The organism is Ruegeria sp. CDSA241 (assembly GCF_059611265.1).
Genome location: NZ_JBXWPF010000002.1, coordinates 138467 through 152958, shown reverse-complemented (window position 1 = coordinate 152958; position 14492 = coordinate 138467). Strand labels below are relative to the sequence as shown.

Below are 14492 nucleotides of genomic sequence, written 5' to 3'. Positions count from 1 at the left end.
CTTGATGTTTGAAATTGGGAATTACAGCTCCAGTAATTCCTTGACCTTTGCAACTGTGGCCTCGGCAGTGATGCCGAAATGTTTGTACAGTTCATCAGCGGGGGCAGACGCGCCAAAGCCCGACATGCCGATGAAGCCTGCCTTGGCGTCACGGCCGCGTTCACCCAGCAGCCAGCGGTCCCAGCCTCCGGCGCGGACGGCGGCCTCGATGCCGACACGGACGGCTCCACCGGGCAGAACCCGCTTGCGATACGCTTCATCCTGCTCGGCGAACAGTTCCATGCATGGCATCGACACGACGCGCGTGCCAATGCCCTCGGCCTCGAGCATCGCCTTGGCTTCCATCGCCAGCGACACTTCCGAACCGGTTGCGATCAGGATTGCCTGACGCTTGCCTTCGGCTTCGGCTAGAACATAGCCGCCTTGTGCAGTCAGGTTTTTGGTTTTGTGATCCTTGCGTACGGTCGGCACGCCCTGGCGGGTCAGAGACAAGACCGAAGGGCTGTCCTTGAAGGTCAGCGCCAGTTCCCAGGATTCCGCTGTTTCAACGGCATCCGCCGGGCGGAACACATAGGTATTCGGTGTCGCGCGTGAGATTGCCAGATGCTCGACCGGCTGGTGGGTCGGGCCGTCTTCGCCCAGACCGATCGAGTCATGGGTCATCACAAAGACCGTGGGTATCTTCATCAGCGCTGCAAGCCGCATCGAGGGCCGCGCATAGTCGGTGAACGCCATGAAGGTACCGCCATAGGGACGGATGCCGCCATGCAGCGCCATACCGTTCATCGCGGCGGCCATGCCGTGTTCGCGGATACCGTAATGGATGTACCGACCCTTGCGGTTTTCCGGCAGGAACACGCCCATATCGGCCGATTTCGTGTTGTTCGAACCGGTCAGGTCAGCAGACCCGCCAATAGTTTCCGGCATGATCGGATTGACCACGTTCAGAACTTTTTCGGACGAGGCACGGGTGGCCAACTTGGGCTGATCTTCCGACATCTGCTTTTTGAACGAGCGGATGGCACCGGCCAGTTTTTTGGGTGCCTCGAACGCATAAGAGCGGTTGAACTCGGCCTGTTTGCGTTCAGAGATTTGCGCGAAACGCTCCTCCCACGCAGACCGCTCGGCCGCGCCGCGGGAACCGATTGCTTCCCAGGCGGTTTTGACATTTGGCGGAATTTCGAAGGCGCCATGCGGGGCGGCATAGGCCTCTTTGGCCGCTTTCAGCTGTTCCTGATCGGTCAGGGCGCCGTGGCCTTTCGAGGTATCCTGCGCGGCGTGACCCAAAGCAATATGGCTTTCACAGGCGATCATGGTCGGCTTGTTTGACGATTTCGCCTTGGTGATGGCCTCGTCGATGGCCTGCGGATCATGACCATCAATCTCGATGACCTGCCAGCCCGAGGCGGCAAAACGTTTCACCTGATCGGTCCGGTCAGCGATGTCGACCGTGCCGTCGATGGTGATGTTGTTGTTGTCCCAGAACACGATCAGCTTACCCAGCTCGTGACGGCCGGCCAGCGTGATGGCCTCTTGGCTAACGCCTTCCATAAGGCAGCCGTCGCCCGCGATGACATAGGTATAGTGATCTACGATCTTCTTGCCGTAATGAGCGCGCTGAATTTCCTCGGCCATGGCAAAACCAACGGCGTTCGAGATCCCCTGACCCAGCGGGCCGGTTGTTGTTTCGATCCCGTTGACAAGGAAGTTCTCGGGGTGACCTGCAGTTTTTGCGCCCAGCTGACGGAAATTCTTGATCTGTTCCAGCGTAACGTCAGCGTTCCCAGTGAGATACAACAGCGAATAGATCAGCATCGAGCCGTGACCGGCGGACAGGATGAACCGGTCGCGGTCGGGCCAGTTTGGGGCCGAGGCATCGAATTTCAGGTGCTTTTCGAACAGTACAGTCGCGACATCGGCCATGCCCATTGGCATACCGGAATGGCCGGAATTGGCGGCGGCGACGGCGTCGAGGGTCAATGTGCGGATGGCCGCAGCTTTGTCCCAGTGTTCGGGGTTGGCATTGCGCAGCGCAGTCAGGTCCACGGGTGTTGTTCCTTTGGATTACAGGCAGATGGCCGCTCAATACCATTCAGCCCTCAAAGTGCAAGTAGAACTGGGTGCTGCAGGGTTTTGCTGGATCAAGAATGTGACCCAAGTCGTTGAAAGCAAACAGTGGGTATTTTCGATGCCATTGGGTTAGACTAGGCCAAGACGCGTACAAGGTTGATTCGGATAACCTCGCGAAACAAAGGAACCTTGATAAAAAAGGTGGCAGGGGCATGAGCCAGATCGAAGAACTACAACGCCGTATTGTGGCCGCGATGGATCGGATTGGATCCGGCATTGCGACAATGGCGGAAGTTGGCGCAGGCAACAGTGGAGAAGATGACACTCTGCGTGTAGCTCTGGATGATGAGAGGGTTGCGAATGCTCAACTTGAAGAGCGTCTCAGATCATTAAAAGAAAGGCACGATTCCGAAGCCGATGCCATGCGCCTAGAAATCGAAGGCTTGCGTAATACCCCGTCCGATAATCAGGAAAGTGCAGCGCTGCGCGAGCAACTCGACGATGCCAGGGCACAGCTTGCCTCGGTCGAAGCCGCACGGGCCGAGTTGGCAAGCGCAAAGGCTGCATTGGAAGATCAGGATGTTGTCGAAGAACTGAAAGCCGAAAATGCCCGTCTTCGTTCGGAATTGGCGGATAGTGAACGCGTGGCGGAACTCAGCGCCGAGTTAGAAATGCTGCGCGCCGAACGCAGTAGCCATGGCGCGGCGATGTCGCGTCTGGATGATGATCTCCAGCGCATGCGCAAAGCCAACGAACAACTACGAATGTCGATCGAAGAGCTGCGCGCAGCTGCAGAAGACGGAATGACCGATGCGGATCTATTGAACCGTGCCACAGCTGCCGAGCTTGAGGCAACGCGCGCAGCGCAGGCCACCGATGCGGCCGAAGCACATGCCGTGCTGGCCCGGTTGGAACCGTTGCTGTCTCAGGCGAAACTGGCCGAAGGAGAGGTGGAATAATGCCTGAATTGACCATTCAAATCGGGGGGCGCGGCTTTGAGGTTTCATGCCAGGAAGGCGAAGAGGTTTTCCTGCAAGCTGCTGCTAAATTGCTGGATGATGAAGCGCAGGTATTGTCGGATCAGATCGGTCGGATGCCTGAATCCCGGATGCTTTTGATGGCTGGATTGATGTTGGCAGACAAAGCCGCCGCCACGGGTGACAAGATCAACTCGCTGGAAAATAAGCTAGCGGAGGCCGAAGCCGAGCTTCGGAACCTGCGCAGCATGCCACAGCCCGAGCCGGAAAGAATTGAAGTTGCCGTGGTTCCACCTTCGGTCACCGACACCTTGGCAGAATTGGCTGCTCGGGCCGAGGCAATGGCGGCATTCATAGAAGAAAAGTCAACGAAATGATAAATATGCGTACTATTGCTATTGCAACTTTCATGTCTGTGTCAGCGCAGGTTTCCTGGGCTGGGATCGATATTCTGCCCGTCACATTTACTTGTGATAACGGCGTGCCTCTTGAGGTTGCCTATTTCAATGCCGAGGATGGATCCAGCGCGGCAGCCATGATGGTCGACAATAAGCTGGTGACTTTGCGCCAAGCTCAGAGCGGCTCTGGTATTCGCTATGAATCCGACGGAACAACTGGCACTTACATCCTGCGCTCCAAAGGCTGGGACGCCACGGTGAGCTTTCTGGCGACAGGTGCAGATGCCGCCAGCGAGCAGGTCTTATTGGGAAATTGCGTCAGCCGCTGATCAGGCGTTTGCTTCCCTGATTTTATCAGCGGCTTCCTTGTTGTAGCCGACACCGTTGTCATCAAACAAGGTGTCCAGCTCACCTGACAGGGTCATCTCGGTGATGATGTCGCATCCACCTACGAACTCGCCTTTGACATAGAGTTGCGGAACAGTCGGCCAGTCAGAATAGTCCTTGATCCCCTGACGCAAGCCTTCGTCGGCTAGTACATTCACGTCAGCAAATTCTACGCCCATGTAGTTCAGCACGCCTGCCACGCGCGAGGAGAATCCGCATTGCGGCATTTCCTTGGTGCCTTTCATATATAGCACCACATCATTGGCTTTGACGGTCTCGTCGATCTGGGTTTTCACGTCGGTCATCTTGGTCATCCTTTTCGCCCGCATCTTCGGCGGTCGTTTCGTTCTCTGCTTGGCCAGGAGCCCAGCCTTCTTTTTCCAATCGTTGGTGCTCGGCCTGTGCCAGCGTCACCGGATCAAGCCCGTACCGTTCAATGCCGCCAACCTTGCTGATTTTGTCGGGGTCCGGGCGCATGTCAGCAAATTTACGCTTTCTGTTGCGTTTTACATAGGCCTCGATCAGCGCGGCGACAACTATCAATGCTGCGATTGCGCAAATGCTGACGAGCCAAAGGTTCATTTCTTGGGGGCCATGGTTTTTGCGTATGCCTGTGGGTCCCGAGGAATAACGATTGCACTAACACCACCGCCTCTGCCTCCGTCTGTCGTTGACGCGACTAGAGTCGCATTCTGGCTGGAGGTTGCCCCCTTGGGATCGCGCGTAACTGGTTTTCGGTCAGAGCGGCTACGTCTGACAATAACCACTACATAAATACCAAGGATGGCAATCAGCACGACACCCCAAATAGCATATGCCCCAAAAGTCGTGCTCACTCAGGCACTTTCGTCGTCAGCGCCAGCGCGTGCAAGTCGCCATCCGGGCCGTCCATCTTGCCTTTGAGGGCTGCATAGACTGCTCGCTGTTGTTGCACCCGGTTTTTGCCACGAAAGCTCTCATCCACGACCATGGCCGACATATGTACGCCGTCGCTGCCGCCGACCTGAATGTCCGCATCGGGAAACGCGTCGCGCAGCAGGTTCTCAATCTCGTGGGCGCTCATCGGCATGTAGGTTTCTCCTGAAAGTCTTTCCCAAGATGTAGTGCGCCGGGGCGGGGCGCGCAAGGGTCAGATAGACGCCCCGAAATGACAAAAACCTGCACTTGTCAAAGTGCAGGTTTTCAGAAGCGCAGGTGCCAAAATCAGGCGACGGCTTCGGCGAAGCTGTTGCGGAAAGTGGCAGTCAGTTCATCAAGCAAGGCCTCAGAAGAGCCGATGCGGACGCTGTCGCCCGTGAACCGCCCGACCGATACCAGTGGAACGCCAGCCTGACCTGCGGCAATCATCAGGGCTTCGGCCTGGTCAAAGTTGCAGGCGACCAGATAACGGGCCTGATCCTCGCCAAACAGGAATTCGGTCGAGGCGTCGTCAAGCGTTATGCCGACGCCGGTTGCTTCGGCCAGTTCGAAGGCTGCCAATGCCAGACCACCATCGCCAAGATCGGTGCAAGCCTTGATCATCTCTCGGTTTGCGCGGATGAACTCTCCGTTGCGCTTTTCGGCGTCCAGATCGACATGCGGCGCGTCGCCATCTTCGCGGTTGAACACTTCGGCCAGAAGCGCGGATTGGCCCAGATGCCCCTGCGTTTCGCCGATGACCAGAGCCACGTGGCCGTCGCGGACCTCATTACCTATGATCTCGTCCGTGTGCGCCAGAAGGCCGACCGCTCCAATTGTCGGGGTCGGCAGGATCGCCTGACCGTCGGTTTCGTTGTAAAGCGACACGTTGCCGGACACGATGGGCATATCCAACGCTGCGACGGCCTTACCAATGCCTTGGATCGCGCCGACGAACTGGCCCATGATCTCGGGCTTTTCTGGGTTGCCAAAATTCAGGTTGTCAGTGGTCGCCAGCGGCAATGCCCCGACGGCGGTCAGGTTGCGGTAGGCTTCGGCAACAGCTTGCTTGCCGCCTTCAACAGGGTTGGCTCGCACATAGCGCGGGGTCACGTCACTGGTGAAAGCAAGAACCTTGTCGGTGCCGTGTACACGAACCATGCCGGCGCCCAGACCAGGTGTACGTACGGAATCGGCCATAACCATGGTGTCATACTGCTCGTAAACCCATTGCTTGCCCGCATAGTTTGGCGAAGCGAGCAGGGCGCGCAGACCGTCGATTGGGTCGATCTGAGGCACGTCGGCCAGATCTTCTGCTTGCGGTGTAGGCTCCCACGGGCGATCATATTCGGGCGCGGTTGAGGAGAGTTTGGACAGAACCAGATCGGCTTTGACCTCACCATTATGCATGATTAGAAAGCGATCTTCGGCGACGGTTTCACCCACGATGGCGAAATCTAGGTCCCATTTATCGAAAACGGCGCGAGCCTCGGCCTCAAGCTCGGGTTTGAGAACCATCAACATGCGTTCTTGGGATTCCGACAGCATCATCTCATAGGCTGTCATGTTCTCTTCGCGCTGGGGGACGTTTTCCAGATCAAGCCGAACGCCCAGACCGCCTTTGTCACCCATCTCAACTGCGGAACAGGTCAGGCCCGCCGCACCCATGTCTTGGATCGAGATCACCGCGCCGGTCTGCATCAGCTCCAGCGTCGCTTCCATCAGGCGTTTTTCGGTGAAGGGGTCGCCGACCTGAACGGTGGGGCGCTTTTCTTCGATGGTGTCGTCAAACTCGGCGCTGGCCATGGTGGCACCGCCGACGCCGTCGCGCCCGGTTTTCGCACCGAGATAGACAACGGGCATGCCGACGCCCGACGCGGCTGAGTAGAAAATCTTGTCACTGTCTGCCAGCCCGGCTGCGAAGGCATTCACAAGGCAGTTGCCATTATAGGCCGGGTGAAAGCGCACTTCGCCGCCAACGCAAGGGACGCCGAAACAGTTGCCATAGCCGCCGATACCTTCGACCACGCCATTGACCAGCTGACGGGTCTTGTGGTGGCCGGGTTCACCAAAAGACAGCGCGTTCATCGAGGCAATTGGGCGCGCACCCATGGTGAAAACGTCGCGCAGGATACCTCCAACACCTGTGGCTGCACCTTGATAGGGTTCGATGTAAGACGGATGGTTGTGGCTTTCCATCTTGAAGACCACGGCCTGACCATCGCCGATATCGACCACACCTGCATTTTCACCCGGTCCGCAGATCACCTGGGGTCCAGAGGTGGGCAGGGTGCGCAGCCATTTCTTAGAAGATTTGTAGGAACAATGCTCGTTCCACATGGCCGAGAAAATGCCCAACTCGGTAAAGGTTGGCTCGCGCCCGATAATCTCCAGGATCATCTCGTATTCTTCGGGTTTCAACCCGTGCGCGGCAATCAGATCCGGTGTGATGGCGGGCTCTTGCATCGTTTGTCCTGTATCCATGGTGGCCGAGATTGCGGGCCTTGTAGGGCAAGGGCGCGTCTGTGGGAAGGGCCAAGTCAGCGCAGGGTCGAATAACGTAACCGGCATATGCCAATTTCGAGCTTTTCTGCGCTTTGTGTACCCAGAAAAAAAAACGGAACCGCGCTAGTGGCCGGTTCCGTCTATAGTATTTCCTGCCAGACGGCCCAAAAGCCGCGTGGCGTCTGTATCTGGTCTTTAAGCTGGGGTTTCTCCCTTGTTGATCGAGTCCGCCGCAGCGGCCCCAACAGCAGCTTTTTGTTGTTCGGTAAGGTTCTCGGCCTCTTCCAGACCAGGAATTGCTACGCGAACTTCGCGGCGGGCAAAGTCGATGCCATTGGCATTGAACTCGGCCTTCACCCGGTTGAAGATTTCCTTGCGAAGCGTGAACTGCTTGCCCGGCTTGGCCATGAACTTGCCGCGGATGATCATGCCAACATCGTCAAAGTCGAAAACACCTTGCGATTTGAAGGGCTGCAAGAAGCCTTCTTTGTGGGTTTCGTCCGCCATCATCTCGGCGCCGATCTTCTTGAAGATCTTCTTGACCTTGTTGGGATCAGTGTCAAACGGCACGGTGAACTTTAGCTTCATGATCACCCAGTCACGGCTGAAATTGGTCAGCTTTTGAATCTCGCCATAGGGGATCGTGTGAACGGGCCCACGGTGATGGCGGAGCTGCATCGAACGGATCGAGATTTTCTCGACGGTGCCCATGGTGCCGCCGACATCGACATATTCACCCACGCGAAACGCATCGTCGATAAGGAAGAAGACACCGCCGACGATATCTGCCACCAGCTTCTGAGCGCCGAAACCGATCGCAAGACCAAGGACACCAGCACCTGCCAGAAGTGGGGTGATGTTGATGCCCAGCGCGCCCAATGCGAGCAGGCCGAAGATGACCGCAATCGTGACTTGCGCCGTGATCCGCAGCAAGGGAAGAACCGTCGCCAGACGTGAACCGCCTGCGCCGCCACCCTCGCCACCGGCCTCTTCATCCAGCTCTTCTGCCGTTGTCTGTTCCTTGGCAAGACGACGGTTGATCCATAGTGAGACGACCTCGTTCAAGATGTATCCGACAGCGATGATCATCAGGAATTCGATTACCGTACCGCCAACGTCGGTTCCGATCCCGGCAGAGGCGACATGTCGAAGATCAAGCTGCCAGACCCGCGCGATCATAAAGACCACAAACAGGCCGGCCAGCACGCGACCAATCCGGATATAGCTGCGCTTGGCTGATTTATAGGCGCGTTCGGCCAATGGTCCGTCGCCCAACATTGGGGGTTGAAGATGGCGCACTAGGCCACGGATCAGCGTATCAAGCGCTGGTGCGATCAGCAGCCAGAACATCGTCGTGAAATGTGGCCCTTTGCCAAGCAGGGCAAGTGTTCTGGGATCACGCTGTGCGATCAGGAATTCGACCAGGAACCATATCACCACCGAAACGCCGATAGCGAAGTAGGGATAGTAATGAGCGACCTTTTCATCGAATTTGGTGTGGTCCGGATCCGTGCCCAACATCATCTGAGACAACCCTTCGCGCGCGGTCCAAGCGATGATCCCAATGTATATATGGATGCCAGCGTTCAGCCAGAAACCGATACGCGTATCGGCCGGGGTGATACCGTTAAGCAAGTTGAACCGTACGATAAAGAGCGTGAGGCCGATCAATAGAAGAAGGCCAATCAGGTTGCGATGCAGATATTTGGCCCAATGATCGTCTATGTTGACCAACCGGTAATGTGGCTTTTTGGGCGCCAGCACAAAGCGTGAGGCGGCTGCGCCCAGACGCGGAATCCAAATCAGGTAGAAAACGAATGGGGCGGCATAGGTAAGCTGTTCTGTCGTCAGCAAGCCCCGTCCAATCGCCCGGATAACAACATAGAACACAACAAGTCCTGCGATTTCCCGGCAGAATCGGCGGAACAAGTAACGTACCGCGCTCCAAAGATCGGCATCAGAATTCCCATCGGGCTCTTCGTGCCATTTGCGGGTGAGAAACCCAAACAATTTCTCAGCAGCGTATCCGGCCACCAGAACTGCTAGGATCAACCCAAACAGGCCAAACACCCCGGTAGATCCGAATTTCGCTGAGAAATTGCTGAACGCCTCAACCTGGGCGCCGACGATATTTGGCAATGTGGTCAAAACCTGCGTCCAAGAGGTAACCATCTCGGCCCAGATTTCACTGATTTCGGTAAGCGGATCTTCATGGTTTTCGTTTGCTGCCGCCTGCTTTTCTGCAACCGCATCGAGCCGTTCCAGCAAAATGGCGCGAACCTGATCGTCGGACATACGTGCCACCAAGCCATCAACCTGATCGGGCGTCAGGTCCTCTGGAATTGTGACCGTAGACGACGCGGCCCCACTGTCTTGTGCGTGTACTGGTACCGCAAGAAGAATGGCGGAAATCAACGCCAGTAATAGGCGGAGTGGATGGTGCATGAATTTTCCCTCGAACACGAATTTTTGATCTTTTACGGGATCATAGGCGCGGAGGTGGAAATTTCCCAGCAATTTTCGGCTGTTCGGTGTCACCGATTAAGTCAGGGCCAAAAAAAAGGCCGAGCACTAAGCTCGGCCGTAGTCCAACAGGGAGGTATGAAGATGATGAGCGTTACAGCATCACCGCCTTCGAGTGCTCATTTAGGCATCAGTTTGATAACGATCAAGGCGTTTCAGTGTGATAGTCCGTCATGTCCGCTATGACGTTGACGCATAGCTATAGTTTCCCCATTTTCTTCAGGTGTTTACGCTGCGCGATGATCTCGTCCTGCACAAAATCGCGGAAGGCTGCCACGCGTTTGGAATGGCGTAACTCTTCGGGGTAGGCGAGATAAACAGGAACGTCAGCCGTTTCGATGTCTGAAAGTACCGGCAGCAGATGCGGGAAATCATGCGTGACATAATCGGGCAGCAAGCCAATTCCCAGATTGTGCAGTACGCCCTGCAAGACACCGAAATAGTTGTTCACTGTCAGCAACGACGCCGGGTTATAGGTCATCAGATGCCGTACCATTGCCGCACTGGCCCCTACTTGGGGGGCTGAGGGGGTCTGACAGATAAGTCGATGGCTCGAGATTTCTTCGAGGGAGGCAGGTTGACCGCTTTCCTTTAGATATTCCGGGGTAGCATAAAGCAGCATCTGTACTGTCATCAGGCGCTTGCGCACCAGATCAGCCTGGCTAGGCTCTTTCATACGGATGGCGACATCGGCCTCGCGCATTGGCAGGTCAAGAACGCGTTCCTCAAGCATGAGGTCGATATTTAGGTCCGGGTATTGTTCATACAGCTTTGGCAACCTCGGAGCGAGCCATAGGGTCCCAAAGCCAAATGTGGTTGTGACCCGCAGCACACCAAAGACTTCTTCTTCGCTGTCTCGTATGCGCGCCGCTGCCGCGTCCAGTCGCTTGGACATTGCCGAGGTGGCGTCGAACAGCAGCTCACCCTGTTCGGTCAGAATTAGACCGCGGGCGTGACGATGGAACAACGTCGAATCAAGTGACTCTTCCAATGCCCGAATTTGTCTGCTGACTGCCGATTGAGATAGGTTCAGCTTATCGCCTGCATGTGTCAGGCTGCCCGCATCTGCAACCGCGTGAAATATCCTAAGCTTGTCCCAATCCATCGCCGCAACTTTCGTTATCCTGCCGAACGCCTATATGAAATAGGTGACAACTTCCACATTCAAACGGCGAAATCCTTGCGTTTCAGAGGATAAGCTCTAGGCAGGTCAGTTATTATGACCTAATATGGAAGCAGATGAAGCACACTGATCTGACGAGGGGAGGCGTTTGATGAGTAAGCCACAAACTTCTTTGAACGACCGTTTCGACTTAAGCAAAAACACGGTTCTATTGAACGGCACTCAGGCGCTTGTGCGCCTTATGCTGATGCAAAAGGCGCGCGACACGAAATCGGGTCTGAACACTGCGGGATTGGTGACGGGATACCGCGGATCGCCTCTTGGAGCGGTCGACCAGCAGATGATGCGCGCGCAGAAACAGCTGACAGAAAGCGATGTCACTTTTCAATACGGTCTGAACGAGGATCTTGCGGCAACCGCGCTTTGGGGCAGTCAGCAGGCCGGGTTAAGGGGAGACGGCAAGTTCGATGGCGTCTTTGGTCTGTGGTACGGAAAAGGACCTGGTGTAGATCGGTCAGGCGACGTGATGCGCCATGCCAATATGGCAGGGACGGCGGCACATGGTGGCGTTCTGATGGCCATGGGGGATGATCACACGGGCGAAAGCTCGACCGTGCTGCATCAGTCCGAGTGGTCGCTGGTTGATATGTACATGCCAGTGGTCAGCCCGGCCGGAGTACAGGAGATACTCGACTACGGCGTTTACGGATTCGCGCTCAGTCGGTTCGCCGGTGTCTGGGTCGGCCTCAAGACCATGAAGGACACGATCGAGGTGACCTCGGTCGTTGATGGCAACCCTGATCGCATGAAAGTCGTGGTGCCCGAGTTTGATATGCCCGAAGGAGGGCTGAACATCCGGCTTGGCGATACGCCTCATCTGCAGGAAGAGCGCATTATTGATTACAAGCGTTTTGCGGCTGAAACGTTTTCACGGACCAACCGGATGGACAAACGTGTCTGGGGCAAACCCGGCGCAAAGATAGGTCTGGTGGCCGCTGGCAAGAACTGGCTGGACCTTACCCACGCGCTTTCCTTGTTGAATATTGATGAGGCCGAGGCCGAGCGCCTTGGCATCACGACCTATAAGGTCGGACAGACGTTCCCACTGGACATGGCCGGATTTCACGACTGGGCAGAGGGTCTGGACCTGATCGTAATCGTTGAAGAAAAACGCAAGCTAATCGAGGTTCAGGTCAAAGAAGCGATCTTTGACGACCGCCGTGGTCGACGAGTCTATGGCTGGTACAAGGGCGGTGCTGGGACGCTGCACCGGGAAGAGCTGTTTCCCACCCGCGGTGCCCTTGATCCGAACATGATCGCTGAAAAACTGGGCGGTATTCTGATTGAAGAAGGCCGCGATACCGACGGGGTCCGCGCAGGTTTGACCAAGCTGACCGAAGCGCGCCGGGCGGACAATGCCGAGGAAATAGCCTCGCGCCTTCCGTATTTCTGTTCTGGATGCCCGCATAACAGTTCGACCAAGGTACCAGACGGAAGCCGGGCCTATGCAGGCATCGGATGCCATTACATGGTTCAGTGGATGGATCGAAGCACATTTGGCTTTACTCAGATGGGTGGCGAAGGGGCAAACTGGATCGGGGAAGAGCCGTTCTCGACCACCAATCATGTGTTCCAGAACCTCGGAGACGGCACCTATAACCATTCCGGTGTTCAGGCGATCCGGGCAGCTTTGTCGGCGGGTACGAACATCACCTTCAAGATTCTGTTCAACGATGCAGTCGCAATGACGGGCGGGCAGGGCAATGAGGGTGATCTGACCGCCGAAAGGATCGCGGCCGAGGTCAAGGCTATGGGCGTCACACATGTCGCGCTGGTCTATGACGAAAAAGAAGATGTAAACTTCAAAGCCTTACCCGCAGGGGTAGAGAGCTTTGAGCGTGCCGAACTGATGACTGTGCAAGAGAAATTCCGCACCTATGAGGGCGTCTCGGTCATCGTCTATGTCCAGACCTGTGCCGCTGAGAAACGCCGTCGCCGTAAACGCGGAACCTTTCCCGACCCGGACAAAAGGGTCTTTATCAATACGGATGTCTGTGAGGGCTGCGGTGACTGCGGCATCCAATCGAACTGTGTTTCGATTGTTCCCAAGGAAACCGAACTTGGCCGGAAGCGCGCGATTGACCAATCGAGCTGTAACAAGGATTTTTCGTGTCTGAGTGGGTTCTGCCCCTCCTTTGTAACGCTGGAAGGCGCGAAGATTCGCAAAGAAGCGACGACTGAACTTGATCTGCCCGATCTTCCGATGCCCGAGCTGCCTGAAATCATGGGCACACATAATGTTGTCATCACCGGCATCGGTGGGACCGGAGTTGTCACGCTCGGGGCGATTCTGGCACAGGCGGCCCAGATTGACGGCAAAGGCGCCGGAATGATGGAGATGGCAGGCTTGGCTCAGAAAGGCGGTGCGGTTCATATTCATTGCCGTATTGCCAACCGGCCAGGTGATATCAGTGCAATACGTGTGGCAACGGGTGAAGCCGACACATTGATCGGTGGTGATTTGGTTGTGTCCGCCGGGGCCAAAACACTTGGCCTGACACGCTTGGGTCAGACCGGAGCGGTGGTCAACAGCCACGAAACCGTTACCGGTGATTTCACGCGCGACACTAAGTTTAGGATTCCTGGTGAGAGGCTGGAACTGGCACTGCAAGCACGATTGAAAGAAGATGTTTCCCTGTTTGATGCCACTGAGCTTGCGCGCGCAGTGATGGGAGATTCAATCTATTCGAACATGATGGTTTTTGGGGCAGCATGGCAGCGCGGGCTGATACCCGTCAGCCTCGATGCGGTGATTGCAGCCATTGATCTGAACGGAACGGCGGTAGAACGCAACAAAAGAGCCTTTGAGATCGGTCGTTGGGCGGTTTTACACCCGGAAAAAGTCGATGAGATTCTACGACCAAGTGTTTCCGACCTCCCGAAATCACCAGAGCAGGTCATCGCGTTCCGCGCCGATCATCTAACCCAGTATCAAAGCGCTCGTCTGGCGAAACGCTACCGCAAAATCGTTGACTCGTTTGAGGATGCAGAAATTCGTGATGCTGTCGCAAAAGGGTATCATAAGCTGTTGTCTTACAAGGACGAATACGAAGTGGCCCGGTTGTTACTGTCCAGTCGGGAGAAAGCCGCCGCCGAATTTGATGGCGAATTCAAAATGACTTTCCACCTTGCCCCACCGCTGCTTGGTGGCAAAGGACCAGATGGCCGACCCCGCAAACGGAGTTTCGGCGAATGGATGCTGAAGCCGCTGAAATTCATGTCTCGGCTAAAAGTTCTTCGAGGTACTCCGCTGGACATCTTTGGTTATAGTGTCGAACGTCGAATGGAGCGCGCGCTGATCAAGCAATATGAGCGTGATCTCAAAGAGATCACTCCGCTGATTTCCATCCAAACAAAGGATGCCGTAATTTCGCTCGCTAAGTTGCCTTTGGATATCAAAGGTTTTGGACCCGTCCTTAAGGCGAATGAGGCGAGCGCCGCCAAACGCAGAGAGGAATTGTTGACCACGATACGGAACGGAGGACCTGAATTACAGGCCGCCGCCGAGTAATTCGTCACAACCGTGTCACGACAGCTAGGCAAAATTGTTAC

The 14492-nt window shown here is 56.0% G+C and carries 11 protein-coding genes; 4 read left to right on the top strand and 7 right to left on the bottom strand.

What is annotated here, in order from left to right:
• Window positions 1–21: 21 nt before the first annotated feature.
• Window positions 22–2046, bottom strand: coding sequence for a transketolase (tkt, locus tag AC2FJV_RS02845; protein WP_496712559.1), 2025 nt, complete (start codon window positions 2044–2046; stop codon window positions 22–24).
• Window positions 2047–2282: 236 nt separating this feature from the next.
• On the opposite strand from tkt, the gene AC2FJV_RS02840 reads away from it, so the two are divergent.
• Genes AC2FJV_RS02840 through AC2FJV_RS02830 form a run of 3 tightly spaced genes read left to right on the top strand, consistent with a single transcriptional unit; the run spans window position 2283 to window position 3774 of the window.
• A complete protein-coding gene (locus tag AC2FJV_RS02840) occupies window positions 2283–3029 on the top strand; it encodes a hypothetical protein (protein WP_496712554.1) in 747 nt (248 codons plus the stop codon).
• Window positions 3029–3424, top strand: a complete 396-nt coding sequence (locus tag AC2FJV_RS02835) for a cell division protein ZapA (protein WP_281994664.1) — start codon at window positions 3029–3031, stop codon at window positions 3422–3424. The genes AC2FJV_RS02840 and AC2FJV_RS02835 overlap by 1 nt, the downstream gene beginning before the upstream one ends.
• Before the next feature lie 32 nt (window positions 3425–3456).
• A complete protein-coding gene (locus AC2FJV_RS02830) occupies window positions 3457–3774 on the top strand; it encodes an MliC family protein (RefSeq protein WP_271946931.1) in 318 nt (105 codons plus the stop codon).
• On the opposite strand, the gene grxD is transcribed toward AC2FJV_RS02830, so the two are convergent.
• From grxD to AC2FJV_RS02800, 6 genes are all read right to left on the bottom strand, one after another.
• Window positions 3775–4137, bottom strand: coding sequence for a Grx4 family monothiol glutaredoxin (gene grxD, locus AC2FJV_RS02825; RefSeq protein ID WP_281972151.1), 363 nt, complete (start codon window positions 4135–4137; stop codon window positions 3775–3777).
• The gene (locus AC2FJV_RS02820) at window positions 4091–4414 is read right to left on the bottom strand and encodes a hypothetical protein (RefSeq protein ID WP_496693207.1); all 324 of its coding nucleotides are present in this window, start codon (window positions 4412–4414) and stop codon (window positions 4091–4093) included. Before AC2FJV_RS02820 ends, grxD begins: the two co-directional genes overlap by 47 nt.
• 250 nt (window positions 4415–4664) lie before the next feature.
• A complete protein-coding gene (locus AC2FJV_RS02815; RefSeq protein ID WP_142634001.1) occupies window positions 4665–4901 on the bottom strand; it encodes a BolA/IbaG family iron-sulfur metabolism protein in 237 nt (78 codons plus the stop codon).
• 134 nt (window positions 4902–5035) lie between these two features.
• The gene (gene purL / locus AC2FJV_RS02810) at window positions 5036–7195 is read right to left on the bottom strand and encodes a phosphoribosylformylglycinamidine synthase subunit PurL (protein WP_142635129.1); all 2160 of its coding nucleotides are present in this window, start codon (window positions 7193–7195) and stop codon (window positions 5036–5038) included.
• Between the two features lie 234 nt (window positions 7196–7429).
• The gene (locus AC2FJV_RS02805) at window positions 7430–9679 is read right to left on the bottom strand and encodes a mechanosensitive ion channel family protein (protein ID WP_496712550.1); all 2250 of its coding nucleotides are present in this window, start codon (window positions 9677–9679) and stop codon (window positions 7430–7432) included.
• Window positions 9680–9956: 277 nt separating this feature from the next.
• Window positions 9957–10862: a LysR family transcriptional regulator gene (locus AC2FJV_RS02800; RefSeq protein ID WP_142633997.1), complete on the bottom strand. Its 906-nt coding sequence runs from the start codon at window positions 10860–10862 to the stop codon at window positions 9957–9959.
• Window positions 10863–11031: 169 nt separating this feature from the next.
• Between AC2FJV_RS02800 and AC2FJV_RS02795 the strand changes: the two genes are divergently transcribed.
• A complete protein-coding gene (locus AC2FJV_RS02795) occupies window positions 11032–14451 on the top strand; it encodes an indolepyruvate ferredoxin oxidoreductase family protein (RefSeq protein ID WP_496712548.1) in 3420 nt (1139 codons plus the stop codon).
• The last annotated feature ends 41 nt before the right edge of the window (window positions 14452–14492 follow it).